24 protein-coding genes and 1 pseudogene are annotated in these 26,412 nt (G+C 59.8%); 4 read left to right on the forward strand and 21 right to left on the reverse strand.

The genetic code is table 11. The features are described from left to right. Positions 1 to 96: 96 nt before the first annotated feature. The 13 genes and pseudogenes from CKW15_RS04585 to CKW15_RS04655 form a co-directional block, all read right to left on the reverse strand. Positions 97 to 726 (reverse strand): bifunctional 2-polyprenyl-6-hydroxyphenol methylase/3-demethylubiquinol 3-O-methyltransferase UbiG, encoded by a 630-nt coding sequence (locus CKW15_RS04585; RefSeq protein WP_095151717.1) that lies wholly within the window; start codon positions 724 to 726, stop codon positions 97 to 99. A 156-nt stretch (positions 727 to 882) separates the two neighbouring features. Further along, a pseudogene (locus tag CKW15_RS28660) lies at positions 883 to 1,008 on the reverse strand (IS110 family transposase); the annotation flags it as partial. Between the two features lie 493 nt (positions 1,009 to 1,501). After that, the gene (locus CKW15_RS04600) at positions 1,502 to 2,146 is read right to left on the reverse strand and encodes a methionine ABC transporter permease (RefSeq protein ID WP_095058205.1); all 645 of its coding nucleotides are present in this window, start codon (positions 2,144 to 2,146) and stop codon (positions 1,502 to 1,504) included. Further along, entirely contained in the window at positions 2,136 to 3,257 is a 1,122-nt protein-coding gene (locus tag CKW15_RS04605) for a methionine ABC transporter ATP-binding protein (protein WP_095058206.1), read from the reverse strand. The genes CKW15_RS04600 and CKW15_RS04605 overlap by 11 nt, the downstream gene beginning before the upstream one ends. Positions 3,258 to 3,259: 2 nt before the next feature. Beyond that, complete coding sequence (locus CKW15_RS04610; protein ID WP_053160708.1) at positions 3,260 to 4,069, reverse strand: MetQ/NlpA family ABC transporter substrate-binding protein; 810 nt, start codon at positions 4,067 to 4,069, stop codon at positions 3,260 to 3,262. Between the two features lie 128 nt (positions 4,070 to 4,197). Next, a complete protein-coding gene (locus CKW15_RS04615) occupies positions 4,198 to 5,550 on the reverse strand; it encodes an LLM class flavin-dependent oxidoreductase (RefSeq protein WP_095151718.1) in 1,353 nt (450 codons plus the stop codon). Next, positions 5,550 to 6,743, reverse strand: a complete 1,194-nt coding sequence (locus CKW15_RS04620; protein ID WP_095058208.1) for an SfnB family sulfur acquisition oxidoreductase — start codon at positions 6,741 to 6,743, stop codon at positions 5,550 to 5,552. The genes CKW15_RS04615 and CKW15_RS04620 overlap by 1 nt, the downstream gene beginning before the upstream one ends. A 23-nt stretch (positions 6,744 to 6,766) precedes the next feature. Next, a complete protein-coding gene (locus CKW15_RS04625; RefSeq protein ID WP_095058209.1) occupies positions 6,767 to 7,999 on the reverse strand; it encodes an SfnB family sulfur acquisition oxidoreductase in 1,233 nt (410 codons plus the stop codon). A 371-nt stretch (positions 8,000 to 8,370) separates the two neighbouring features. Continuing rightward, on the reverse strand, positions 8,371 to 9,135 hold the full coding sequence (locus CKW15_RS04635; protein WP_095058210.1) for a hypothetical protein: 765 nt from the start codon (positions 9,133 to 9,135) through the stop codon (positions 8,371 to 8,373). Positions 9,136 to 9,621: 486 nt separating this feature from the next. After that, complete coding sequence (gene tcyN / locus CKW15_RS04640) at positions 9,622 to 10,377, reverse strand: L-cystine ABC transporter ATP-binding protein TcyN (RefSeq protein ID WP_095058211.1); 756 nt, start codon at positions 10,375 to 10,377, stop codon at positions 9,622 to 9,624. Between the two features lie 4 nt (positions 10,378 to 10,381). Beyond that, positions 10,382 to 11,047, reverse strand: coding sequence for a cystine ABC transporter permease (gene tcyL, locus CKW15_RS04645; RefSeq protein WP_095151719.1), 666 nt, complete (start codon positions 11,045 to 11,047; stop codon positions 10,382 to 10,384). Next, a complete protein-coding gene (gene tcyJ, locus CKW15_RS04650; RefSeq protein ID WP_095058213.1) occupies positions 11,047 to 11,847 on the reverse strand; it encodes a cystine ABC transporter substrate-binding protein in 801 nt (266 codons plus the stop codon). Before tcyJ ends, tcyL begins: the two co-directional genes overlap by 1 nt. Positions 11,848 to 12,211: 364 nt before the next feature. After that, positions 12,212 to 13,210: a D-cysteine desulfhydrase gene (locus CKW15_RS04655; protein WP_095151720.1), complete on the reverse strand. Its 999-nt coding sequence runs from the start codon at positions 13,208 to 13,210 to the stop codon at positions 12,212 to 12,214. A 191-nt stretch (positions 13,211 to 13,401) separates the two neighbouring features. Between CKW15_RS04655 and epsC the strand changes: the two genes are divergently transcribed. Together epsC and betT are read left to right on the forward strand one after the other, a co-directional pair. Then, positions 13,402 to 14,328, forward strand: coding sequence for a serine O-acetyltransferase EpsC (gene epsC, locus CKW15_RS04660; protein ID WP_095058215.1), 927 nt, complete (start codon positions 13,402 to 13,404; stop codon positions 14,326 to 14,328). A gap of 357 nt (positions 14,329 to 14,685) precedes the next feature. Beyond that, a complete protein-coding gene (gene betT, locus CKW15_RS04665; protein ID WP_177408810.1) occupies positions 14,686 to 16,647 on the forward strand; it encodes a choline transporter BetT in 1,962 nt (653 codons plus the stop codon). A gap of 25 nt (positions 16,648 to 16,672) precedes the next feature. On the opposite strand, the gene CKW15_RS04670 is transcribed toward betT, so the two are convergent. Beyond that, entirely contained in the window at positions 16,673 to 16,933 is a 261-nt protein-coding gene (locus CKW15_RS04670; protein WP_095058217.1) for a hypothetical protein, read from the reverse strand. Positions 16,934 to 17,145: 212 nt separating this feature from the next. Here CKW15_RS04670 and CKW15_RS04675 point away from each other — a divergent pair, with 212 nt between their 5' ends. Together CKW15_RS04675 and CKW15_RS04680 are read left to right on the forward strand one after the other, a co-directional pair. Continuing rightward, complete coding sequence (locus CKW15_RS04675) at positions 17,146 to 17,295, forward strand: type II toxin-antitoxin system HicA family toxin (RefSeq protein WP_095058218.1); 150 nt, start codon at positions 17,146 to 17,148, stop codon at positions 17,293 to 17,295. Next, positions 17,292 to 17,756 (forward strand): type II toxin-antitoxin system HicB family antitoxin, encoded by a 465-nt coding sequence (locus tag CKW15_RS04680; RefSeq protein WP_371856282.1) that lies wholly within the window; start codon positions 17,292 to 17,294, stop codon positions 17,754 to 17,756. Before CKW15_RS04675 ends, CKW15_RS04680 begins: the two co-directional genes overlap by 4 nt. Positions 17,757 to 17,798: 42 nt before the next feature. Here the strand turns inward: CKW15_RS04680 and tauD are convergent, their stop codons facing one another. From tauD to CKW15_RS04720, 7 genes are all read right to left on the reverse strand, one after another. Beyond that, positions 17,799 to 18,641 carry a taurine dioxygenase gene (gene tauD, locus CKW15_RS04685; protein ID WP_095058220.1) on the reverse strand — a complete coding sequence of 281 codons (843 nt, stop codon included), beginning with the start codon at positions 18,639 to 18,641 and terminating at the stop codon, positions 17,799 to 17,801. Between the two features lie 132 nt (positions 18,642 to 18,773). Continuing rightward, positions 18,774 to 19,610 carry a taurine ABC transporter permease TauC gene (gene tauC / locus CKW15_RS04690; protein ID WP_095058221.1) on the reverse strand — a complete coding sequence of 279 codons (837 nt, stop codon included), beginning with the start codon at positions 19,608 to 19,610 and terminating at the stop codon, positions 18,774 to 18,776. Then, on the reverse strand, positions 19,607 to 20,401 hold the full coding sequence (gene tauB, locus CKW15_RS04695) for a taurine ABC transporter ATP-binding subunit (RefSeq protein ID WP_095058222.1): 795 nt from the start codon (positions 20,399 to 20,401) through the stop codon (positions 19,607 to 19,609). Before tauB ends, tauC begins: the two co-directional genes overlap by 4 nt. Positions 20,402 to 20,415: 14 nt before the next feature. After that, on the reverse strand, positions 20,416 to 21,393 hold the full coding sequence (gene tauA, locus CKW15_RS04700) for a taurine ABC transporter substrate-binding protein (RefSeq protein ID WP_095058223.1): 978 nt from the start codon (positions 21,391 to 21,393) through the stop codon (positions 20,416 to 20,418). Between the two features lie 247 nt (positions 21,394 to 21,640). Next, entirely contained in the window at positions 21,641 to 23,224 is a 1,584-nt protein-coding gene (gshA, locus tag CKW15_RS04705) for a glutamate--cysteine ligase (RefSeq protein ID WP_095058224.1), read from the reverse strand. Between the two features lie 305 nt (positions 23,225 to 23,529). Then, positions 23,530 to 23,913, reverse strand: a complete 384-nt coding sequence (locus tag CKW15_RS04715; protein ID WP_095058225.1) for a PaaI family thioesterase — start codon at positions 23,911 to 23,913, stop codon at positions 23,530 to 23,532. Beyond that, positions 23,913 to 26,237, reverse strand: coding sequence for a Tex family protein (locus CKW15_RS04720; RefSeq protein WP_095058226.1), 2,325 nt, complete (start codon positions 26,235 to 26,237; stop codon positions 23,913 to 23,915). The genes CKW15_RS04715 and CKW15_RS04720 overlap by 1 nt, the downstream gene beginning before the upstream one ends. Positions 26,238 to 26,412 lie beyond the last annotated feature (175 nt).

Genomic DNA, 26,412 nt, shown 5'->3' on the forward strand with positions numbered 1-26,412 from the left:
ATCGCGAGCAGGCTCGCTCCCACAGGTTGACCGCGTCGCTACAGACAACGCGATCCACTGTGGGAGCGAGCCTGCTCGCGATGGCGTCCGAACTGACTACACAGCTTTACGCCAGACACTCGCCAACCAAGGCTGCTGCTCCCGCGGCAGCCCCGCTGGCCGGTAGTAATGTTCCAACTCCACAAACCCCGCCTCGGTCAGCAACTGCTGCCAGGTCGTCAGGTCGTGATACGACCCATAACGCGGCCCGTTCCAGCCTTCCTGATTCTCGCCACGAGGATTGGAGCTGAACAACACCCCACCCGGTTTCAGCGCCCCGCGCAATTGCTTCAACACTCGAGGTAATTCCTGACGCGGAATGTGAAACAGCACCGCATTGGCAAAAATCCCGTCGAAGCGTTCGGCCGGCAGATCAAGCTTCAGGAAATCCTGCTGCCAGACTTCGCAACCGCTGTCCTCACGGGCCATCTGTGCAAATTTTTCCGAACCGTCGAGGCCGACGGCCCGATGGCCCATGCGGGTAAAGGTCTGCAAATCGCGTCCCGGCCCGCAGCCAAAATCGAGAACGTCGAAAGGCGCCTCGCCTTGAATGTGCCGCAACAGGGCATCGATGTTCTGGCTGACGTCGTGATCGCGGGTGCCTGCACGGAAGTCTTCGGCGACTGCGTTGTAATGACCCAGAGTGGTGGAGGTGATCTGTTCGAGGTCGTCGGGTGTTTGCTTCATGGTCGGCTGCGCAGGCAATTTGGATTCACCAAATATACGCCATGGCGCCGGGGGCTGCTGCGCAGCCCATCGCGGGCAAGCCCGCTCCCACAGGTACCGCGGCGTTAGAACCGGCTCGCTATCCTGAGGGAGCAACTGTCTTCACCATGCCATTCGTCAGCGCCATTCAGTACCGTTCCGTAGCATGGCATTCAGTCTGATCAGCAGTATCCGCATGCAGGCAATGAGCGCGACTTTTGCGCTCTTGCCTCGTTCCCGAAGCGCGTCATAGCGTGCTTTAAAGCCAACCGATATCGCGACTAAACGAACAGGGGTGGCGGCTGCACACAGGTTAGTCGACCGGCCTCCAGGCATACCGGCGCACCCGAGGGTGCCCTGCGCACAGCCACCATAGTTCAGGCAATGAAAAACACCTGAGATGAGGTGACGCCGTGCGCCTAGAGAAATCCGGGCGACTAAACCCGATCACTGATAAGCAGTGACGGACCGAGACTAGCCACCGGATTTGGCAGGCGCAAGCGAGCGAAATGATCTAGGAAATGTCCTGCAAAGGAAAGGGAACAGGCCTTCGGAATCGCTGATTTTCCTGTACGAAAACTTCCCGCTGGAAGTATGTGATCACCTGTGGCGAGGGGGCTTGCCCCCGTTGGGACGCGAAGCGGCCCCAAAACCATTCAATGAGGTGTGTCTGCAAAAGCGGAGTAACTGTTCTTGCGACTGCTGCGCAGTCGAACGGGGGCAAGCCCCCTCGCCACAAAGGGTGTTCGCAACGTGCTTAGCGCTTGTTCAACCCCCGCGCCAACCGATCCCCACCCAACTGAATCGCCGCCACCAACACCACCAGCAACACAATCACCGTCAACATGATCTGGCTATCAAAGCGCTGATACCCATACCGATAGGCAATGTCGCCCAACCCGCCCGCACCAATCGCCCCGGCCATGGCTGAGGAGTTGATCATCGTCACCAGCGTGATGGTGAACCCACCAACAATCCCCGGCAGCGCTTCAGGCAACAACACATGCCAAACGATGTGCCAACGCCGGCATCCCATCGCCTGCGCTGCTTCGACCAAACCGTGATCGACCTCGCGCAAGCTGACTTCGGCAATGCGCGCAAAGAACGGTGTCGCCGCAATGGTCAGCGGCACTACCGCCGCCCACACGCCGTAAGTGGTGCCGACGATCAACCGCGTGAACGGAATCAGCGCCACCATCAAAATCAGGAACGGAATCGAGCGAAACAGGTTCACGAACGCGCCCAAGGCCCGGTTCAGCGCTGGCGCTTCATAGATGCCACCCTTGGAACTGGTGACGAGGATCACCGCCAGCGGAATACCCGCCAACAGCGCGATCAACGACGACACGCCGACCATCAAAAACGTGTCGATGAAACCCTGCAACAAGCGATCAAACCACATAACCCAGCACCTCCACCTGTTGCGCCCACTGGCCGGCGCGCTGACGCAATGCCTCGGCACCCAGCGGCGAGCCGCTCACCGCCAACAACAACTGCCCGAGGGCATGCCCCTGAATCCGTTCCACTCCCCCTTGCAGCAGTCGCACGCGACCACCGAGTGCGCTGAACAACGCGGCCAGGTCCGGCTCGTCGCGTTGGCTGCCGGTGAACTGCAAGCGCAGGACCACGGCGGCATCGGCGGTTTTTGGCTGCGGGTGCAAACGACTTTGCAGCTCCTCTGGCAACGCGTGTTGTAACGGCGCGAGTAGCGTCTTGCTGACGTCATGTTGCGGATTGCCGAACACTTCCCACACCGGCCCTTGCTCGACAATGCGCCCGTGTTCCAGCACCACGACGCGATCACAGATATCGCGGATGACCGCCATCTCGTGGGTGATCAACACAATGGTCAGGCCCAGGCGCTGGTTGATCTCGCGCAGCAGGCCGAGGATCGACTGTGTGGTCTCCGGGTCCAGCGCCGAGGTGGCTTCGTCGCACAGTAAAATGTCCGGATCATGCACCAGCGCGCGGGCGATGCCGACACGCTGTTTCTGTCCGCCGGAAAGTTGCGCCGGGTAGGCCTTGTGCTTGGATTGCAGACCCACCAGTTCCAGCAGCTCGCGGACTTTCCGGTCGCGTTTTTCCTTGGGTACGCCCGCGACTTTCAACGGCAATTCGACGTTCTGCCAAACCGTCTTGGCCGACATCAGATTGAAGTGCTGGAAGATCATGCCGATGCGCCGACGCAGCGCCACCAAGCGGTTTTCGTCGAACTCGCCGATGTCGACCTGATCGATCAGCACCCGACCACTGCTCGGTTGTTCCAGGCGGTTGATGGTGCGGATCAGTGACGACTTGCCGGCGCCGCTGCGACCGATGATGCCGAACACTTCGCCGCGCTGGATCGCCAGGTCGATGCCATGCAACGCGGCCACCGGGCCTTGCTGGCCGCTGTAGGTTTTGCCCAGATTGATGAAGCGCACATGGGCGCGATTGAGCTCGGGATGCAGCTCCGTTTGTGCAGCGCTTGCAGGCTCTGGAATTTCCAGTCGCCGTTGGATCGCGGCGGTCATGCTCAGCTTTCCCAACCGGCTTGATAGAGTTTGCCGTGGGCCTTATCCAATGCTGCGCGAACGGCTGGGGAATGTTGGTAGATGTCGACGAACTTGATCAGGCGCGGGTCGGTTTTGCTTTTCGGCTGGATCACGAACTGGATCACGTATTCCTTGTGATCGAGACCGTCGAACAGCAGCGCGGAACCGGCATCGAAGGTCTTCGAAAGGCGAATGTAGGCCGGGTAACCCTGGACCAGATCGGCGTCGTCGTAAGCACGCACCAGTTGCACGGCTTCGACCTGGAGGATTTTGATTTTCTTCGGGTTGGCGATGATGTCTTCTTCGGTGGCTTTGTAGCCGACGCCGGGTTTAAGCGTGATCAGCCCCGCCTTGGCCAGCAACTGCAAACCGCGACCGCTGTTGATCGGATCGTTGGCGATGGCCACGCTCGCGCCTTCTGGCAGCTCGTCGAAGCTTTTGTATTTCTTCGAGTAGAGACCGACGTTGTTGATGATCCCGGGCGCGAACGGCACCAGGTCAAAACCGGCGGCAGCCTTGGCGTTTTCCAGGAACGGGATGTGCTGGAAGTAGTTCACGTCGATATCGCCTGAGGCCAGGCTGACGTTCGGTGCGATCCAGTCGCTGAACTCCACCAGTTCGACTTTCAGGCCTTGTTTGTTGGCTTCTTCGACGGCGGCTTCCAGAGGAATGGCGAAAGCCGCGGTGGTGCCGATTTTCAATGGCGCGTCGGCGGCGAAGGTCACGGAGCTGAAGAGGCCGAGGGCCAGGGCCAGTGCTTTGACTGGGTGAGAGAAGTAGTTCTTTTTCATGATGAGTTATCCAGTCAGTGCATAAGGTTTGTGTTGTTTGGTCGGGCCTCATCGCTGGCAAGCCAGCTCCTACAGTGGATTTATGGCGTTCACAAAACCCTGTAGGCGCTGGCTTGTCGGCGATTCTTTTAACGGCGAAACGCCGAGCCGGTGTGTTGCTCAGGCAAATGCGCCCCTTCGTGAAACAGCTTTTGCCGCAAAGTGCCATTGTCATAAGCGGTCTTGTACGACCCGCGCCGTTGCAGCTCAGGAATCACCCGCTCAATGAAATCCACATAGCTTTCCGGCGTGACAATCCGTGTCAGGTTGAAGCCATCCAACCCCGTCTCGGCGATCCAGGATTCCAGTTCATCTGCCACCTGCTCGGGCGAACCCACCACGGTGATGTAGCGACCACCGAGGGCGTGTTGTTCGAGCAATTTGCGTCGGGTCCAGTCGTTGTTTTGCAGGTGTTTGGTTGCGGACTGGATCGCGTTGCTCTTCACGTACTGGATCGGCTCGTCGATGGCGTACTCGGAAAAATCGATGCCGGTGGAGGCCGAAAAATGCGCCACGCCGGCCTCGGCACTGGCGTAGCTCAAGTACTCGGCGTGCTTGGCCCAGGCCAGCTCTTCGGTTTCGCCAACGATGACGTTCAGGCCCATGAACACCTTGATGTCGTCAGGGTTGCGCCCCGCGGCGATGGCGCTGGCGCGGACCTTGTCCACTTGGAGCTTGGTCGACGCCTTGGTCTGGCCGCTGATGAACACGCACTCGGCATGTCGCCCGGCGAACTGCAAACCGCGATCCGAACTGCCCGCCTGAAACAGCACCGGCGTGCGTTGCGGCGACGGCTCGCAGAGGTGATAACCCTCGACCTGGTAGAACTCGCCTGTGTGCTCAACCTTGTGCACTTTGTCCGGCTGCGCATAGATCCGCTGCTGCGGATCGTTGAGCACCGCGCCGTTCTCCCAACTGCCTTCCCAGAGTTTGTAGAGCACTTGCAGGTACTCGTCGGCCTGGTCATATCGGCGGTCGTGCTCGACCTGTTCGCTCAGGCCCATGGCCTTGGCGGCGCTGTCGAGGTAGCCGGTGACGATGTTCCAGCCCACGCGGCCGCGACTCAGATGATCGAGCGTCGACAGGCGCCGGGCGAACAGGTAGGGCGGTTCGTAAGTGAGGTTGGCGGTCAGGCCGAAACCGAGGTTTTTCGTCACTGCCGCCATCGCTGAAACCAGCAACAACGGGTCGTTGACCGGCAACTGGATCGACTCTTTGAGCGGTACATCCACCGAGTTTTGGTAAACGTCGTAGACCCCGACGATGTCGGCAATGAACAGGCCGTCGAACAAGCCACGCTCGAGCAATTGCGCCAGTTCGGTCCAGTATTCGAGGGTGTTGTACCGGGTCGACGTGTCCCGTGGATGCGTCCACAAACCGTGGTTGATGTGCCCGATGCAGTTCATGTTGAACGCGTTGAGCAGGATCTTCTTTTTGGCCATCAGATGGTCCCCCGCAGTGGCGGGTTTTCATCGTTGAGGTAGTAGTTGCCGATGGCGTGATACTTCCAGCGCACCGGGTCGTGCAGGGTATGCACGCGGGCGTTACGCCAGTGCCGGTCCAGTCCGTGTTCGCGCAGCGTCGCCTGGCTGCCGGCCAATTCGAACAGCGTGCTGCCGGCAGCGAGCGAGATTTCGGTGCTGATGGCGCGGGCTTCGGCAACGGCAATCGACGCGGCGGCGACAGTGTCGGCGTTGGTGTCCGCCTGGGCCTTGTCGAGGAATTCGCCCGCACGTTCCAGCAGCGCTTCGGCGGCGTGCAGGCGAATGCTCAGGTGGCCGAAGCTCTTGAGGGTCAGCGGATCGTCCGTGGCGTTTTCGTGGGTGGCGTCGATCCACGGCCGGGTTTTCGTGCGCACGAAATGCAACGCATCTTCATACGCGGCGCGGGCGATGCCAGTGTCGATGGCGGCATGGAGAATCTGCGCCAACGGGCCGACCGGCGTCGGGCGCTCGAAAGCGCTTTGAAACGGGATGACGTCTTCGGCAGCGACATGGACGTCTTCGAACACCACCGAACCGCTGCCGGTGGTGCGTTGACCGAAGCCGCTCCAGTCATCAATCACGGTCAGGCCTTTGCTGTTACGCGGCACGAACGCCAGTTGCTGCACGCCGTTTTCATCCACCACTGAAGTCGGAATTCGCTGGGCGTAAATCGCTCCCGTGGCGTAGAACTTGCGACCGTTGATGCGAAAACGGTTGCCGTCACGCGTCAGGCTGGTTGTGCGGTCGTGGGCGGTTTTGGTGCCGAGTTCGGCCAAGGCATTGCCAAAGCGCTGGCCGGCCAGGACTTCTGCATAAAGACGTTTTTTTTGCTCGTGACTGCCGTTTACGCGCAGCACTTCCAGTGCATAGAAATGGTTCTGCGGGATCTGCCCGAGCGAACCATCGGCCTGTGCGATCAGGGCGATGACCTTGGCCAGGGTGACGTTGGAAACCCCTGCACCACCGTATTCTTTCGGTACGCTGATGCCCCACAGGCCGGAGCGCGAAAACACTTCCAGTTCCGGGTGTGGCAAACGACGCTCGCGGTCGCGCAGGGCGCTGTCACGCTTGAAATCGTCGGCCAGGTCGCTGGCGACGATCAGGGCTTGCTCATCGCTGGTGATGACCGCGACGTGGTGAGAACTTGTCATGTGTTTCTCCAGATGTCTGGTCGTCAGATCCAGGAATGACGGGCCGGCAACGTGCCGTTCAGGCGATAGGCGCCCACCGCGTAATACTTCCAGCGCACCGGATCGTGCAGCGTGTGCACCCGGGCGTTGCGCCAGTGACGGTCGAGGTTGAATTCGGCGAGGGTCGCGCGGCTGCCGGCCAGTTCGAAAAGCTTTTCGCTGGCCTGCAACGAGATCTCGGTGGTCAGCACTTTGGCTTCGGCCACGGCAATCGAGGCGCGGGCGGCGGACTCGGCGGTGAAGGGCGCGGCGCTGACCTGATCAAGCACCTGCCCGGCCTTGCGCAACAGGGCTTCGGCGGCGTGCAGTTCGATTTTCAGTTTGCCGATGTCGGCGATCACATACAGGTCATCGCTGGCCCGTTCGACCTTGGCGTCGATCCACGGCCGGGCGCGTTTTTTCACGAAGTCGATGGCATCGTCGATGGCGCCCCGGGCGATGCCAGCGTCGATGGCAGCCTGGATCAACTGCGAGACGGCGCCCTGGATATTCGGCGTGTCATTGATGCGCCAGTTATCCACCACCAATTCGGGATCGGCCTGCACGTTGTTGAGCAAAATCGTGCCGCTGGCGGTGGTGCGCTGACCGAAGCCCGACCAGTCATCAACGATGCGCAATCCCGGTGTGCCGCGACGGATGAACGCCAGCACTTGTCTGCCGTCCTCGTTCAATGCTTTGACCGCGACCCAATGGGCGAACAGTGCACCCGTGGAGTAGAACTTCTGGCCGTTGAGGACGCCGTCGGCGGAGATGCGCGCTTTCAGTTCCAAGGTGTTTTTGGTGCCGCGTTCCGGCCCGGCATTGCCGATGCGCCAGCCGTCGAGCACGCTTTTGAACAGCTGTTGTTTCTGCGCTTCGGTGGCGCTGCCAAGCACCAGGTTAAGAATGCCGAATTGGTTTTGCGGGATCTGCCCAAGCGCCGGGTCTGCCGCGGAAATGATCGCGAACACCTCGGCCAGGGTGACGAACGAAACCTGGGGGCCGCCATACTCACGGGGAATGGAAATACTGCCCAGGCCGCTGCGGGTGAACTGTTCGATTTCAGACCATGGCAGCTTGCGCTGCTGGTCACGTTTGGCCGCTTGCAGGCGGGCGACCTGCGCCAGCTCGTGGGCAGCCTTGATGGCTTGGGCATCGTTGCGCAGGACTTGTGCGGGCAACAACAACGGGATGATGTCCAGGTCACTCTGGACGATTGCATCTGCCAGACTGGACATCAGCGCCACTCCTTGGCAACACGCAATGCCCTGGCGATCTGCACTGGGGTGATTGTGTTACGGACCATACCTACCTCACATCTTATGAAAGCGCCGCTTGTGGCCGCGCATGAAAACAAGGATGTCCGGTGGTCCGGTTCATATACCCTAAACGTGTATAAATATTTTATGAACTAACTTTTAGGAATATAGATAGAAGGGTGTTCTCGGGGAGAGGGAGGCAATCCCTGTGGCGAGGGGGCTTGCCCCCGTTCGGCTGCGCAGCAGTCGCAAAATCTTTCTCCGCGATTTATTTGAATGGACTCAATTGCAGGGGGCAGGGGCGCTACGCACCCCAACGGGGGCAAGCCCCCTCGCCACAGGGGTTGTGATCATTTTTCGCGGGATTCGGCAGCCTTGAGGGGCTGTTTCTTCGGGACTTTCAGATAAGGATTGGCACAACCAATCTTCAGCACACGTGCCGGCGCCCAGCGAGAGTTATTGCCCACCCGGTCGAGGATGCAATACGTCACCTCCAGCCGCAGGTCTTCGCCGGCTTCGAGAATGATGGCCGGCGGCACCCAGACCTGAATGGGCTGGCCCACATCACTCGCCTTGAGCCTTGGCAGATCCATGCGCGCATCACCCCAGCGCAAGGTGATTTCGTCATCGATGGCCATGTTCAGGTACGGCTCAATGGTCAGTGGAACACCGCGTTTGATCTGATTGGCGTTGACCCCCTGACGGCGAATCGCCTCGGGAATGCTGACCGGCGCGAGGCTTTGATTTTCATCGCCGCACAATGGGGAGGGCTGGCCGCCAGGGCAGTCGAGTTTGATCTGCACTTGCCTGCTGGCTGATACCGCCGGCGCTTGGCCGACCTGCATGATCCGGTAGTGAATGCGCGAAGTCCCGTTGGTGACGAAGCTTTCAGGGACCCGTAGCTGCACCGATTGCCCGATATCGCTGGGTGTCAGGGCTCTGGAGGCCACATAGCAGTTATCCCAGAACAGTTCGATCAGATCCCCTTCGTCCATGCCGGGGTAGGGTGCCACGTCGATCAACAGATGTGCTGCGCAGGTGATGTTGATACCGGTCCTGTGAGATTGCGCCAGGGTCGGGGCCACGGGCCCGGGTTTGTTCGAGGTGCTTTTCATGGAGTCTCCTTGAAGTCTTGCAACGAAGTCCGTTTCTGGAAAAACAAAAAAAACGTAAGTATCGAACAGCAAAACATTTCATTACTTTGAGTTGGAATAATGATTAAGCGTTGTGAGTGTCGCGGCAGGAGACTAGATAAGAGTGTGCTGGAATAAGTGTCAATAAGAATTATGGGTTAAGGCGGGAGAGGGTAGTTATTCAGAAAGTTCCTACGTAGGAAGGTTAATAAGCCTTGGGTCTGTGTCGAATATGCCTGCTAAAACCCGCTGGAATCGGGTTTTTCATAGCAAAGCCTAAGCCCCTGTAGGGGCTCGTCATACAGCGATCAATAGCGTGATTGAATGGTTGTTTGAATATAAATATGTACCGCTTGCGCTGACAAAGAGTTGTCTGGCATTCGCGTACATTTATTTGGGTTTGAAAAGGTTTGTTGGCGGTGGGTGTAACTTCCATCCGTGGAAGTTATCCGGTGTTGCGCAGGTTTGTTAGTTGTGGGCGTTGTTCAAGAACTTGCTGAGGAACTGTTTTGTCCGTTCTTCTTTCGGGTTGGCAAACAGCGCCTTGGCTTCGCCTTGTTCGACGATGACGCCTTTATCGAAAAACACCACGCGATTGGCCACGTCCCGGGCAAAGCCCATTTCGTGGGTGACGATCACCATGGTGCGATTTTCTTCGGCCAGGCCACGAATGGTCGCGAGCACCTCGCCCACCAGCTCCGGGTCGAGCGCCGAGGTCGGTTCATCGAACAGGATCACTTCCGGTTCCATCGCCAGCGCCCGGGCAATCGCCACGCGCTGTTGCTGACCACCGGAGAGACGACGCGGGTAAGCGTCTTCCTTGCCGGCCAGGCCAACCTTGGCCAACAGCTTTTTACCCAGGGCAACGGCATCGGCGTGCGCGATCTTCTTGACGATGATCGGGCCTTCGATAACGTTTTCCAGGGCAGTGCGATGGGGGAACAGGTTGAAGTTCTGGAACACGAAGCCCACATGCTGGCGCAAACGACGCACCAGGCTCTGCTGCTGGTTCAGGGGGCGGCTGGTATCGATTTCGATATCGCCGACCTTGATCCGGCCGCTGGAAGGCTCCTCCAGAAAATTCAGGCAGCGCAGGAAGGTGGTCTTGCCCGAACCGCTAGGGCCGATGATCGCGACCACCTCGCCTTCCTTGACCTCAAGATCGATGCCGTTGAGCACCACTTGACCCTTGAACTGTTTTGTCAGTTTTTCCACGACAATCATCGGGTCAGGACTCCTGGTCGTGCCGATTGACCCGCGCTTCCAGCTGGTTCTGCAGGTGCGATAGCACGGTTGCGAGAACCCAGTAGATCAGTGCGGCGGCAAGATACATGGTGAAGATTTCGAAGGTGCGGGCGGTGATCAGTTGCGCCTGGCGGAACAGTTCCGGCACCTGGATGGTGGCGGCCAGCGCGGTGTCCTTGACCAGCGAAATGAAGCTGTTGCCCAGCGGTGGCAATGCCGTGCGCATGGCTTGCGGCAGGATGGCCCGACGCAACGTCTGTGCACGGGTCATGCCGATGCTGGCAGCTGCTTCCCATTGGCCGCGTTCGATGGAGCTGATCGCGGCACGCAGGATTTCACAGGTGTACGCGGCCATGTTCAGCGAGAAGCCGATCAGGGCCGCCGGCAGCGGATCCAGTTCCACACCCAACTGCGGCAAGCCGTAATAGATCACGAACAATTGCACCAGCAACGGCGTGCCACGAAAGAACGACACGTAGATGCGGGCAATCCAGCTCACCAGCTTGAAACGCGACAGGCGCATCAGCGCCAGGCCAAACCCCATCACCAGGCCGAAGAACATCCCGCCCAGGCTCAGGATCACCGTGTAGTACGCGCCCTTGAGCAGAAAGGGCGCGGAGTCCAGTGCGAGTTGAAAAGCTTCTTCCATTATTGAGTGACGTCAGCGTTGAAGTATTTTTCCGAGAGCTTTTTCAGGGTGCCATCGGCACGCAGCTTTTCGATTGCCTTGTTCACCGCGGCCAACAGTTCTGGCTCGCCTTTGCGCAGGGCGATACCGGCTTCCTGACGGGAGAACGCTTCACCGGCGGCGGTGGTGTCCTTGGCTTTCTTGGCGTATTCGAGCGCGGCGAGGCGGTCGATCAGAATGGCGTCGATGCGGCCGACACGCAGGTCCTGGAACTTGGTCGGATCATCTTCGTAGGTGCGGATGTCAGCCGTCGGTACGTTTTCTTTTACCCACTGTTCGTAGTTGGTGCCCAGGCCGACGCCGACTTTTTTGCCACCCAGGTCGGCGGCAGTCTTGATGTTCAGCTCGGCGGCCTTCTTCGTCAGCACCAGCGCCTGAATACCGGAAACGGTGTAAGGCACGGAGAAGTCGTACTTCTTCTTGCGCTCTTCGGAGATGGTCACCTGGTTGATCACTGCGTCCAGACGCTTGGATTCCAGCGCCGCGAGGATGCCGTCCCATTTGGTCGGTTGCAGTTTGACTTTAACGCCCAGCTCTTTGGCCAGGGCTTCGGAGAACTCGACTTCGAAGCCGGCCAGTTTGCCGTCGGCATCGACGAAACTGAACGGTGGATAAGTGCCTTCAAGGCCGACGTTGATCACGCCTTTGTCCTTGATTTGTTGCAGCTGCTCACCGGCAACCGCCTGGCCAATCAGGCCGGCGCTCAGTGCCAGGCCGAGTGAACCCACCAGCAGATTTCGACGTAGTGCGGAAAAATTCATGACAAGCCCCTGTGTTTTCTTATGGAAGACGCATTAGGAAAGTTGGCAAATTCGGGATTTGGACGACTGCGATATCGTGCCCTAAAGCAGCTTATGCGTCTCGCTGCAAATTCGCCTGCGGCGTGACTATAAGATGACGTGGTTAGATTGGAAAATAATAAATATTCTATTTGTTATGCGTTAAATGAATATATGGGTAGTCCATTGTGGCGAGGGGGCTTGCCCCCGTTCGGCTGCGCAGCAGTCGCAAATAACCTACAACCGAGACTTAACTGAAACACCGCATCGCAGGTTTCAGGGGGGGCTTTGCACCCCAAAGGGGGCAAGCCCCCTCGCCACAAAAGCCCCACTCCACAAATGTGCGTCAACCCGTCAGAAAATCCTTATAGGCAAACAACGCCGGTGCGCCACCGGTGTGCAGGAAGATAATCGGACCTTCATCGAAACGCTGACGTCCGATCCCGTCGAGCAACCCGGCCATCGCCTTGCCAGTGTAGACCGGGTCGAGCAACAGGCCTTCCTGGCTTGCCAAAAGCTTCAACGCCGCCAGTGTCCCGGCATTCGGCTCGCCATAGCGCGGGCCGAAGTACTCGTCCCACAACTCGACGTTGAATGCAGCCGACAGGCTCACGCCCAGCAGTTCGGCAGTGCGCTCAGCCAGGCCCTGGACCTTCGGTCGCTGGTCTTCTTCGCTGCGCGAAACCGTGACGCCAATCACTGGCAAGTCCGGCAGTGCTTCGCTCAAGGCCAGCGCCAGACCGCTGTGGGTCCCGGCGCTGCCCGACGCCAGGACCACGGCGGCGAAGGTCAGGCCGGTGTCCTTGATCTGTTCGGCCAGTTCCAGCCCCGCACGCACGTAACCCAGCGCACCCAAGGCATTGGAACCCCCGATCGGCACCAGATACGGTTTTTTGCCGTTGCTGCGCAGCCGATTGGCGAGGGCCTGAAGTTGCTCGTCAGCGTTGTCGAGATTTTCCACCAGCTCGACCTTGGCAGAGAACAGGTCGAGCAGCAGGCGGTTACCGTTGCCGGTGTAGTTGCTGTCGTCGGTGCCGAGCGGGTTTTCCAGCAGGGCCACGCAGCCGAGGCCAAGTTTTGCGGCAATCGCGGCCGTCTGGCGCACGTGATTGGATTGCAGTGCGCCGGCGGTAATCAAGGTGTCGGCGCCTTGGGCGAGGGCGTCGGCGGCCAGGTATTCGAGTTTGCGCAGCTTGTTGCCACCCATGGCCAGCGGCGTCAGGTCATCGCGTTTGACGTACACATCGCGGCCCAGCCACGTCGACAGGCGTTCGAGTTTTTCCAGGGCGGTGGGCTGACCGAGCAGGTCGAGACGATTAAAACGGGCGAGCTGTTGTTTGATCATGGGTCCGTACTGGCGGTGAAAGATCTCAGGACTATAGGCACGCCGATTTGTCGCGGCAACCGTCAATCACTTATAGCCAAACGAACTGACCACAGCACAATTGGTTCTTAATTTGCCTTGCGACCCTTGCCGTAAAGTAGGCGCCGTCAGTGCGGCCAGACAGTCCGGCCGCCCGTAAGGAGTCTTTTACCGTGAGTGAGCGATCCAGCCATTGGCAATTGCAGACCATCGTCAGCCAGCTGCGCACGGCACGTGAACAGTGGCGAGCACAAAACGGCCGGGCCAGCGGCGAGCAGGGTGGTCGCGAGTTGCCCTCCCGGGCGGCCATGGCGGAGATTCTCGAAGCTTTGTGTGGTGCATTGTTCCCGATGCGTTTGGGGCCGGTGGACTTGCGTGAGGAAAGTGAAGACTTCTATGTCGGCCACACACTGGATGTGGCGCTGAATGCCTTGTTGGCCCAGGCGCGACTCGAACTGCGTTATGCCGCGCGCCACAGTGCCCAGGCCGAGACGGAAGTCGAAGCCAGGACCATTCAGATCATTCAGGATTTCGCTCTCGCGTTGCCGGGGTTGCGCAGCCTGTTGGATACCGACGTGCTGGCGGCCTATCACGGTGACCCGGCGGCGCGCAGCGTCGATGAAGTGCTGTTGTGCTATCCGGGCATCCTGGCGGTGATTCACCATCGACTGGCTCACCATTTGTATCGCGCCGGTTTGCCGTTGCTGGCACGGATCAGCGCGGAAATCGCCCACTCAGCCACTGGCATCGACATTCACCCTGGCGCGCAGATCGGCCGCAGTTTCTTCATCGATCACGGGACCGGCGTGGTGATCGGCGAGACCGCGATCATCGGCGAACGCGTGCGGATTTATCAGGCGGTGACGTTGGGCGCCAAGCGTTTCCCGGCGGACGAGGACGGCCAATTGCAGAAGGGGCAGGCGCGACATCCGATTGTCGAGGATGACGTGGTGATTTATGCCGGCGCGACGATTCTGGGGCGGATCACCATCGGCCAGGGTTCGACCATCGGCGGCAATGTCTGGTTGACCCGCAGCGTGCCGGCGGGCAGCAACCTGACCCAAGCGAATCTGCAGCTCGATGATGGGGCGCAGAAGTAAGGATGTAACAGCTGTAGGAGCTGTCGAGTGCAACGAGGCTGCGATTTTTTCCAAGCACGCCGCGAACCAAAATCAAAAGATCGCAGCCTGCGGCAGCTCCTGCAGAACACCTCTAAATTCCGCGTAATGCCCTTCTTTGAGCTAGCGTTCAACCAGTACCGCCGAGCCCTGCGATTAGTCCTTAGCCCCCTATGTATGTTTAACTTGAACGTTCATTCAAGTTAAACCGGTGGTTCGCCGCCCGCTCACAACAGGAGGCTTGCCTTTGCTGAGTCCGATTTCTACAGCCACGTTTTATCCCCCCGAGGTGCACCGCTCATGAGTGCATCGTCCCTCCCACCAAGCGGCCTGGTCCGCATGAATCCGCCGGTTTTCTACTTCTCGGCGAGCTTCATTCTGTTGTTTGGCGTTGTTGTCATCGCCATGCCCGAGCAAGCCGGGGCCTGGTTACTGGCGGCGCAAAACTGGGCGGCCAACACGGTCGGCTGGTATTACATGTTGGCGATGACCCTGTATCTGGTCTTCGTGGTGGTCACCGCGTTATCGGGCTACGGCAAGATCAAACTCGGTGCCGACCACGACGAGCCCGAATTCAGTTACCTGTCCTGGGCCGGCATGTTGTTCGCCGCCGGGATCAGCATCACGCTGTTTTTCTTCTGCGTGTCCGAACCGCTGACCCACATGCTCCAACCGCCCCAAGGCGAGGCGGGCACGGCGGATGCGGCGCGACAGGCGATGCAGATCCTGTTTCTGCACTGGGGCCTGCATGGCTGGGGTGTGTTCGCCTTTGTCGGCATGGCGCTGGCGTATTTTGCCTATCGACATAACCTGCCATTGGCCCTGCGTTCGGCGCTGTACCCGCTGATCGGTAAACGCATCAACGGCCCCATCGGTTACGCCGTGGACGGTTTCGGCATCATCGCCACGGTGTTCGGTCTTGGTGCCGATATGGGCTTTGGCGTACTCCATCTCAACTCGGGTCTGGACTACCTGTTCGGCATCGCTCACACGCAGTGGATTCAAGTCGGGCTGATCACACTGATGATGGGCGCAGCGATCATCGTTGCCGTATCAGGCGTCGATAAGGGCGTGAGGGTCATGTCCGACATCAACATGCTGCTGGCCTGCGCACTGCTGCTGTTCGTGTTGTTCGCCGGGCCGACGCAGCATTTGCTCAACACGTTGATCCAGAACCTCGGCGACTACCTCGGCGCGTTGCCGATGAAGAGTTTCGATCTCTACGCCTACGACAAACCCAGCGACTGGCTGGGTGGCTGGACAGTGTTCTACTGGGCCTGGTGGATTGCATGGTCGCCGTTCGTGGGCCTGTTCATCGCACGGATTTCCCGTGGCCGCACCATCCGTGAATTCGTCTTCGGCGTGCTGCTGATCCCGCTCGGCTTCACCCTGGCGTGGATGTCGATCTTCGGCAACAGCGCCATCGATCAGGTGCTCAACCACGGCATGAGCGCGCTGGGCATGTCGGCCATCGATAACCCGTCGATGACCCTTTACCTGCTGCTGGAAACCTACCCGTGGAGCAAAACGGTCATCGCCATTACGGTGTTCATCAGTTTCGTGTTCTTCGTGACCTCTGCCGATTCCGGCACTGTGGTGCTGTCGACGCTGTCTGCCAAGGGCGGTAATCCGGACGAAGACGGGCCGAAATGGTTGCGGGTGTTCTGGGGCGCAATGACTGCGCTGGTGACCAGTGCGCTGCTGTTCTCCGGCAGTATCGATGCGCTGAAGTCGGCGGTGGTTCTGACGTCGCTGCCGTTCTCGCTGATCTTGCTGCTGATGATGTGGGGACTGCACAAGGCGTTTTATCTGGAGTCGCAAAAGCAGATTGCGCAGATGCACTCGCTGGCGCCGGTGTCCGGCTCACGGCGTGGCAAGGGCGGCTGGCGTCAGCGCCTGAGCCAGGCGGTGCATTTTCCGTCGCGTGATGAGGTTTATCGTTTCCTCGATACGACGGTGCGTCCGGCCATTGAAGAAGTGTCTGCCGTGTTCATCGAAAAAGGTTTGCACGTAGCGACACACCCGGACCCGGCCAACGACAGCGTCAGCCTGGAAATCGGCCATGGCGATCAGCATCCGTTCGTCTATCAAGTGCAGATGCGCGGCTACTTCACGCCGTCGTTTGCCCGTGGCGGCATGGGTTCCAAGCAGCTCAACAATCGCCGTTACTACCGCGCCGAAGTGCATTTGAGCGAAGGCAGTCAGGACTACGATCTGGTCGGCTACACCAAGGAGCAGATCATCAACGACATCCTCGACCAGTACGAACGGCACATGCAGTTCCTGCATCTGGTGCGCTGATCGGGGGGCAGGGCGTCGAGGCCAGTCAGGTCTCGGCGCTCAGCACCATGAACAACACCAGCGCCGCCACCGGAATGCTGAACACCATTGTGCCGATCCCCAATTCCGTGCTCAGCGACTGGCCGGCCGTCACCATGCCAATGGCACCATTGATGACCGTCAACGCCAGCCACAGGACGACGAAACTGTAGGTCAGGGTCTGCCGGCTGAAGCCGAGTTTCTCGCCGATGAACAGCATCATCGCGAGCAGGGCCAGGCCGAAGGTGATGATGATCGTCGTGTGCATGCTTGCTCCATCCTTGCGATAGGTATCGCCGGTTTGATGCCATGGCAACTTTGTGCCTGCCGAGTGCGATTGTGCAAGTGCGCCGTCGGTCTGGGGTGAAGGTCAGGCTCGGCTTGTTCGGCCAATATTTTACTGAGTGTGTATGGTGTGTATTGTCGTCAAGCCTTGGCGCTTAAAGTAGACAGCCGTTGATGTCGAAAAAGGCGAAGGACATGCGAAGTCGGGAAATGATCAGGATGATCGAAGAAGATGGTTGGTATCTGGTGGCGGTGAAAGGTAGTCATCATCAGTACAAACATCCTGATTCGGAGCTGCCAAAAGGAACGATCAACAGCATATTGAAACAGGCGGGGCTGAAATGACACCCGTCAACGGATATGAAAGTCCCGACAGGGACACATCACAGGAAGGAATCATCGAGATGAAATTTCCGGTTGTTCTGCACAAGGATGCCGACTCTGATTACGGAGTAATCGTCCCGGACGTGCCGGGTTGTTTCTCGGCGGGTGGCACGGTGGCGCAGGCGCTCGAAAACGTGAAGGAAGCGCTGTCTCTACATTACGAGGGTTTGGTTGCCGACGGTGATCCGTTGCCGCAGGTGCAGGAAATCGACGCGCACCTTGATAATCCCGATTTTGCTGGTGGGGTTTGGGCAGTGGTCGATTTTGACATCACGCCCTATTTCGGCAAGTCGGTGCGCTTCAATGCCACGCTGCCAGAGCAACTGCTCGAGCGTATCGATCAGACCGTCAGACGGGATCAACGGTACAGTTCAAGATCTGGCTTTTTAGCCGCAGCGGCCCTGCGGGAATTGTCGGCATAGCGGTTGGGTAAAGCCGGTTTACCCAGGAAGCCGGCTCAATATTCACCTGAAAAACGGCACATCCCCCAACACCGTCGCCCGCTGCATCACCCGCCGCGCCGGGCGGTAGTCGTCTACCGCGTAATGCTGGGTTACGCGATTGTCCCAAAACGCGATGTCGTCCTGCTGCCAACGCCAACGAATGGTGAATTCCGGGCGAGTTGTATGGGCGAACAGGAACTTCAGAATCGCTTCGCTCTCGGTTTCCGACAGCTCGTTGAGCTTCGAGGTGAAGCCTTCGTTGACGAACAACGAGCGGCGTCCGCTGACCGGATGCGTGCGGATCACCGGGTGCGACAGTGGCGGGTTCTTGCGCCGGGCTTCTTCCCATTGGGCCAGCGCCTCTGGCGTGTTGCCGTAGCGCTCCAGCGGAAATGAACGGGTGAAGTCGTGGGTGGCGGTGAGTCCTTCGAGCAGGTTTTTCAACGGTGCCGACAAGGCTTCATACGCTGCGATACCGCTGGCCCATAACGTGTCGCCACCGAACTCCGGCAGCAGTTTGGCGCTGAGTACCGCGCCCATGGCCGGGGTCGGCAGGAAGGTTACGTCGGTGTGCCAGATGGCGTTATCGCGCACGTCGGTGACGGCGGTGTCGAGGATCAGCACTTCGGGTTGCTCAGGCACGTTCGGGTAGATCGGGTGAATGTGCAGGTCGCCGAAATTGGCGGCGAATCGTGCCTGTTGCTGTGGGGTGATTGGCTGATTGCGGAAGAACAAAACCTGATGTTTGAGCAGTGCCTGTTCGATGGCATCGCGCTGTTCCACATTCAGCGGCTGACTGATGTCGATGCCACTGATCTGGGCGCCGAGGGCGGAGCTTAAAGGGGTGATGGACAACTGACTCATGATGATTCTCTTCAATCCGGTTTACCAACTGTAGGAGCGAGCTTGCTCGCGATCGCGGTGCATCAGTCAAAGCATCGTCGTCTGATGATTAGCAATCGCGAGCAAGCTCGCTCCTACAGGGTTGTTCAATTTTCAGTGAGCCTGGCCGTGCCACGGCACCAGTTTGCGTTGCAAGGCGCGCAGGCCCATTTCCATGGCGAAGGCAATCAGTGCGATCACCAGAATGCCCAGCACCACCACATCGGTGACCAGAAACTGCGCGGCCGACTGCACCATGAAGCCCAAGCCGCTGGTGGCGGCAATCAGTTCAGCGGCGACCAGCGTCGACCAGCCCACACCCAGGCCAATGCGCACACCGGTCAGAATGTCCGGCAAGGCACTTGGCAAAATGACGTGGCGAATCAACTGCGCCCGAGTCGCTCCCAAGGACTGCGCGGCGCGCAACTTGGCCGGGTCGACGGTGCGCACACCAGTGGAGGTAGCGATGGCAATCGGGGCGAAAATCGCCAGGTAGATCAGCAAGACTTTTGACAACTCACCGATGCCGCACCAGATCACGATCAGCGGCAGATAGGCCAGTGGCGGAATCGGGCGGTAGAACTCGATCAACGGATCGAGCACGCCACGAGCAACACGGTTGGCACCGATGGCAATGCCCACCGGCACGGCGGTCAGCACTGCGAAACCGAGGCCCAGGCCAATGCGGCCGAGACTCGCGCCCAAGTGCTGCCACAACGTCGAATCCATGTAGCCGCTGGTCACCAACAGCCAGCCTTTTTGCAGCACGGCGGACGGTGGCGGCAGGAACAGCGGTTCGATCAAACCGCTCGCGGTGACGGCCCACCAAATGAAAACGAGGGCGGCCAGCGTCAACAGGCTGATCCAGCGAGTGCTCAGGCTGCGACGGACCGGACTTGTCGTAGCGCCGGGTTTGATCGCCGTCGCTGCGGGGATTTCGTAGCTGCTCATGCGCGCTCCTGCCGCTGGGCGGCGCTGCGTTGGGAGAACACTTTGGCGAGTACGTGTTCGCGGGTTTCGATAAAGCGTGGGTCGGATTTGATCGAGCGAGCCGACTCACCGGCGGCGTAGCGCTGACCGAAGTCGAGGCTCAAACGCTCGACGATTTGCCCAGGATTCGGCGCCAGCAGAATCAGGTCGGTGGCGAGGAAAACCGCTTCTTCAATGTCGTGGGTGATCAGGAACACGGGTTTGGCTGTGCGCCGCCAGACTTGCAGCAGCAGCTCTTGCATCTGTTCACGGGTGAAGGCATCGAGGGCGCCGAAGGGCTCATCCATCAGCAACACACGCGGGTCGGCGGCGAGGGCGCGGGCCAGGCCGACACGTTGTTTCTGGCCACCGGAAAGTTGCCAGATCCGGCGGTTCTCAAAACCGGAGAGGTCCACCAGCGCGAGCATTTCCCGGGCGCGGATTTCGCGTTTGTCCCGGGCGATGCCGGCCAGTTCCAGACCGAAGCCGACGTTGGCCAGCACGTCCTGCCAAGGCAGCAGGGCATCGTCCTGGAACACTACACCGCGTTCGGCGCTCGGGCCTTTGACCGGTACGCCATCCAGGGTAATGCGCCCGGCGCTGGGCTCGACGAAACCGGCAATCAGGTTCAACAACGACGTCTTGCCACTGCCGGACGGGCCGAGGGCGACCAGCAATTGCTGGGGCCCAAGACTCAGGGAAATATCCGCCAGCACCGGTTCCGGGCTACCGGGGTACTGTGCGCTGATGCGCTCCAGCTGTAGCAAGGCCATCGCAAGTCTCCCGATCAGTTGGTAATGAACTTGGCGCTGACGTACGGCGCGTAGTCCGGCAGCACGGCCTCGACCTTGCCTTGTTCCTTGAGGAACGCGGCGGTGTCGGTGATGGCCTTGGTGGTCGGCGCGCCGAGGGTGATCACCTGATCAGCCGCCAGCGGGTAGACGTTGCCTTGCAACAGCAGCGGAATGTCGCTGGCCTTGGCGCCGGACAGTTTCACCAACTTGTCGACGTTGCTTTGATTGGCGAGCCAGGCTTGCGGGTCTTTGCGGTAGTCGGCGTAGGCATCGAGGGTCACTTTGGCGAACGCGGTGACGATTTCCGGGTGCTTCTCGGCGAAGTCCTTGCGCACGATCCAGGCATCGAACGTCGGTGCGCCGAACTTGGCCAGTTCACCGGAGGTGATCAGCACTTTGCCGTTCTCCTTGGCGACACCCAACGCTGGGTCCCACACGTAAGTGGCGTCGATGTCGCCGCGTTTCCAGGCGGCAATGATCGCGGGCGGCGCGAGGTTGAGGACGGTCACTTTCGAGGGATCGATGTTCCAGTGCTTCAGTGCGGCCAGCAGGCTGTAATGCCCGGTGGACACGAACGGCACGGCGATTTTCTTGCCGATCAGGTCTTGCGGGGTCTTGATCCCGGAACCGTCGCGGGCGACCAGGGCTTCGGCGGCGCCGATCTGGGTGGCGATGAGGAACGTTTCTACCGGCACTTTGCGGGTGATGGCGGCAGTCAGGGGGCTGGAACCGAGGTAGCCGATTTGCACGTCGCCGGAGGCGATGGCGGCAATGATGTCGGCGCCGTTATCGAATTTTCGCCAGCTGATATCGGCCTTGGTGGCTTTTTCGTAACTGCCGTCGGCCTGGGCGACTTTCGCCGGATCAACGGTGGTCTGGTAGGCGACAGTGAAGTCGGTCGCCTGGGCAAAAAAGCTCGCGGTAGCCAAGGAAGCGGCCGCCAGCAAGCGAAGGGGGAAAGTCAGTTTCATCAGAAAGCTCCTTGTCAGGCGACCGAATGTCGGCGTGAGAAAGAGACTAAATGATCTAAGAATTCGAAAATAAATAACTTTTTCGAATTAGCTTATGAGAGGAAAATTGAGGAGCGACCGCTTCGCGGTCAATCGCTAGCAGGCTAGCTCCCACAGGGTTCAAGGGTGTTCACACAATTGCGCGAACACTGAAAGTCCTCTGTGGGAGCTAGCCTGCTGGCGATAAGGTCCGCAGGACCTTCCGAGGTTAGTTACTGATCGCCAGAATGCTCGCCTGGTACGCCCCGACAAACACATCGAAATCGCCGACTTCGTTCTGTTCCAGCTCAACCTGATCAGCCAGCGACGAACGCGCCCGCGCTTCAAATTTCGCCTGTTGCTCAGCTGGCAATGGTTCGCTGCGGAAGAACTCCGCATGGGCCTGGCTCTGGCGCAGGGAGAACTGGGCAAAGCTCTCCTTGTGCTCGGCCATCGACGCGAGCACCTGGGCCGATGGCGTCAGGGACGGGTCCTGGACCTTGGCCATCTGAGCGTCCAGCGCCTTGCTGTGGGCATCGCCGCCATGGCTCTGATCAAGCAGGGCGGCCAGTGGTGCAATGTTTTCCAACAACTGGCCAGCCCACTCTTTCAGGTCGACCGGTTGCCCGTCGCGTTGCAGTTGCAGGCCCGGACGGCGCCCTTCCTTGACCACGCTGAGGAAGTTTGACGTCGCGTTGCCGCAATTGGTGTTGGTCAGCAGCGGGCTGTCGTTCAGCGCGCAGTACAGCAGGAACGCATCGAGGAAGCGCGACTCGGTAAGGTCGATACCCATTGGCAGGAACGGGTTGATGTCCAGGCAGCGCACTTCGACGTACTGGATGCCACGGGCCATCAGCGCCTGAATCGGTCGCTCACCGGTGTAGGTCACGCGTTTCGGACGGATGTTGGAGTAGTACTCGTTTTCGATCTGCAGGATGTTGGTGTTGAGCTGAACCCACTCACCGTCCTTGTGCGTACCGACCTCGACGTATGGCGCATACGGCGTGGCGACTGCTTTGCGCAGGCTGTCGGTGTAGCTGTTCAGATCGTTGTAGCACGGCGTCAGGCCGGCCTGGGCGTTGCTCTGGTAACCCAGATCACTCATGCGCAGGCTGGTGGCGTACGGCAGGTACAAGGTGTGCGGGTCCAGTTGCTCCAGCTGATGCGAGCGACCGCGCAGGAAACCGGCGTCCAGCGCTGGCGATGCGCCGAACAGGTACATCAGCAGCCAGCTGTAACGGCGGAAGTTGCGGATCAGCGCGATGTAGGAGGACGACTGGAAATCGCGATCCGTGCCGACAAAACCTTCGGCCTGCTTGAGCAGCGGCCAGAGCTTTTCCGGCAGGGAAAAGTTGTAGTGGATACCGGCAATGCATTGCATGGTCTTGCCGTAACGCAGCGCCAGGCCCTTGCGGTACACGTACTTGAGCTGCCCGATATTGGACGTGCCGTAATAGGCGATCGGGATGTCTTCCTCGGCCGGCAACGGGCACGGCATCGAGGGGCTCCACAGGTACTCGTTGCCGAGCTTGCTGTAGGCAAAGCGGTGAATGCTGTCCAGGCTCGCCAGCGTATCGGCCGGGTCGGGCAGGGCCGGGGTGATGAACTCCAGCAGCGACTCGGAATAGTCGGTGGTGATCAGTTCATTGGTCAGCGCGGAACCCAATTCTTCCGGGTGCGGCGTTTGCGCCAGGCGACCTTCGCCAGTCACGCGCAGGCATTCACGTTCGATGCCGTGAAGGCACTGTTCGAGCAGAGAGAGGTTAGCGCGCTCGCCAAGCAGGGCCAGGCGGCGGTTGAGAAGTTCGCTCAAGTTGGATTCCTTCACGCGTCAGTCGCCCCAATATGGGGGTGGGCAAGACGGTCTACAAGGGTGAAGTTAAAACTGGCGTTTTCGCCTGGTTTTGGAACTCGCCGCAATCGATGTGGGAGCGGACTTGTGGCGAGGGGGCTTGCCCCCGTTAGGCTGCGATGCAGCCCCAAAATCTCTGATGTTCCAGGATATTGTGAGTGCTACGCACTCAAACGGGGGCAAGCCCCCTCGCCACACGCGCTTCCACAGAAAAACTCGACGCTGCGATCACAGCGCCGAAATTAACTCAAATCGATGACATCTAGCTACAGGACAGCGAACGTGCCTTGTGCTTTTGCGACCAGTTTGTCGCCTTGCATCACATCGGCTTCGACCACCAACGTGCGGCGGCCCGGGTGGATCACCCGCGCCGTGCACATCACCTCACCGTCCGAGACGGCGCGGATGTAGTTGATCTTGCACTCGATGGTTGCGCTCTGCTGGTCAAAGCCGTGGGTGCTGGAACAGGCCAGCCCCATGGCAATGTCCACCAGGCTGAACAAGGCCCCGCCGTGCAGCTTGCCACCGCGATTGCGCAGCTTCGGTTCCAGGCCCAGGGCAACTTGCGCGACCCCGGTTTCCAGGCTGTGCAAACGACAGCCCAGCAGCTTGAAAAAGGCGCTTTCGGTGTAACCGGCGGGGATATCCATCAACGTTTCTTCAACTGCTTGGCGTTGGCGAACAGCGAAGCCATGGCGTTGTTGCTCGGTGCTGCCGCCGTGGTTTCCTTGCGTGGTGCAGTGTTCTGGGATTGGCGAGGCGCCGAACCCGGACGTGCGCCACGAGCACCGTCGATTTTCTCGCCCGGGGTGTCGCTCATGCGCATCGACAGGCCCACGCGTTTACGCGGTATGTCGATTTCCATGACCTTCACTTTCACCACGTCACCGGCCTTCACCGCTTCGCGCGGATCCTTGATGAACTTCTCCGAAAGTGCAGAGATGTGCACCAAACCGTCCTGATGCACGCCGATATCGACGAACGCGCCGAAGTTGGTCACGTTGGTCACCACACCTTCGAGAATCATGCCCAGTTGCAGGTCCTTGAGGTCTTCGACACCTTCCTGGAACTCGGCGGTCTTGAACTCGGGACGCGGGTCGCGGCCGGGCTTTTCCAGTTCTTGCAGGATGTCGGTGACCGTCGGCAGACCGAAGGTTTCGTCGGTGTACTTCTTCGGATCGAGACGCTTGAGGAACGCGGCATCGCCGATCAGCGAACGGATATCACGGTCGGTTTCGGCGGCAATGCGCTGAACCAGCGGGTAGGCTTCCGGGTGAACCGCCGACGAATCCAGCGGGTTTTCGCCGTTCATGACACGCAGGAATCCAGCAGCCTGTTCGAAGGTTTTCTCGCCCAGACGTGCGACTTTCTTCAGCGCGGCGCGAGTCTTGAATGCGCCGTGCTCGTCACGGTGGCTGACGATGTTTTGCGCCAGGGTCGCATTGAGGCCGGAGATCCGTGCCAGCAGGGCCACGGACGCGGTATTCACGTCCACGCCGACGGCGTTCACGCAGTCCTCGACCACGGCGTCCAGGCCGCGTGCCAGTTTCAGCTGCGATACGTCGTGCTGGTACTGGCCGACACCGATGGATTTCGGATCGATCTTCACCAGCTCAGCCAGCGGGTCTTGCAGGCGACGGGCAATCGACACCGCGCCACGGATCGACACGTCCAGGTCCGGGAATTCCTTGGAGGCCAGTTCCGATGCCGAGTAAACCGATGCACCGGCTTCAGAGACCATGACCTTGGTCATCTTCATCGCCGGGTATTTTTTGATCAGCTCGGCGGCGAGCTTATCGGTCTCACGGCTGGCGGTGCCGTTGCCGATGGCGATCAGGTCCACCGCGTGTTTGGCGCACAGGGCGGCAAGAATCGCGAGGGTCTGGTCCCACTTGTTGTGCGGCACGTGCGGGTAAACCGTGGCGTGATCCAGCAGCTTGCCGGTGGAATCGACCACCGCGACCTTGCAGCCGGTACGCAGGCCCGGGTCGAGGCCCAACGTGGCGCGCGGGCCGGCCGGGGCCGACAGCAGCAGGTCGTGCAGGTTGTGCGCGAACACGTTGATCGCTTCGGTTTCCGCGCCATCGCGCAGTTCGCCCAGCAAGTCAGTCTCCAGATGGGTGTAGAGCTTGACCTTCCAGGTCCAGCGCACCACTTCGCCCAGCCATTTGTCGGCGGCGCGGTTCTGGTTCTGAATGCCGAATTGCTGGCCGATCATGCCTTCGCACGGGTGCATGGCGCCCGGCAGCTCATCGCCGACTTTCAGCGCGGAGCTGAGAATGCCTTCGTTGCGGCCACGGAAAATCGCCAGGGCGCGGTGCGACGGCATGCTTTTGAGGGGTTCGTCGTGTTCGAAGTAGTCGCGGAACTTGGCGCCTTCCTCTTCCTTGCCGGCAATCACGCGGGCACTGAGGGTGGCTTCCTGCTTGAGGTAGTTGCGCAGCTTCTCCAGCAGGCTGGCGTTTTCGGCGAAGCGTTCCATCAGGATGTACTTGGCGCCTTCGAGGGCGGCCTTCACATCGGCCACGCCTTTTTCGGCGTCGATGAAGCGTGCGGCTTCGGTTTCCGGGCTCAGGGACGGATCGTTGAACAGGCCGTCCGCCAAGTCGCCGAGGCCGGCTTCCAGGGCGATCTGGCCCTTGGTGCGGCGCTTTTGCTTGTAAGGCAGGTACAAGTCTTCGAGGCGGGTCTTGGTGTCGGCAAGCTTGATGTCGCGCTCGAGTTGCGGGGTCAGCTTGCCTTGCTCTTCGATGCTGGCAAGGATGCTGATACGCCGTTCGTCGAGTTCTCGCAGGTAGCGCAGGCGCTCTTCCAGATGACGCAGCTGCGTATCGTCGAGGCTGCCGGTCACTTCTTTCCGGTAACGGGCGATGAAGGGAACGGTAGAGCCTTCATCGAGTAGCGCGACGGCCGCTTCGACCTGTTGTGGGCGTACACCGAGTTCCTCGGCAATGCGGCTGTTGATGCTGTCCATAAAACCACCTGACAAATTGTGAAAGCAGGCTCGCAGGCGCAGAGATAGGGCCTCGGCGAGTCTGGTTGAGCGGCCTGGCCTGCGCCGCTACCTGGATCAAAAGGTAACCCGTTGACCCGTGAAATCGAATAATTACTGCCGGTGCGATGAAAATAAAAAGCGGCTGCCCGGTGTA

It is taken from the genome of Pseudomonas sp. Irchel s3b5 (assembly GCF_900187435.1).
Classification (GTDB): Bacteria; Pseudomonadota; Gammaproteobacteria; order Pseudomonadales; family Pseudomonadaceae; genus Aquipseudomonas.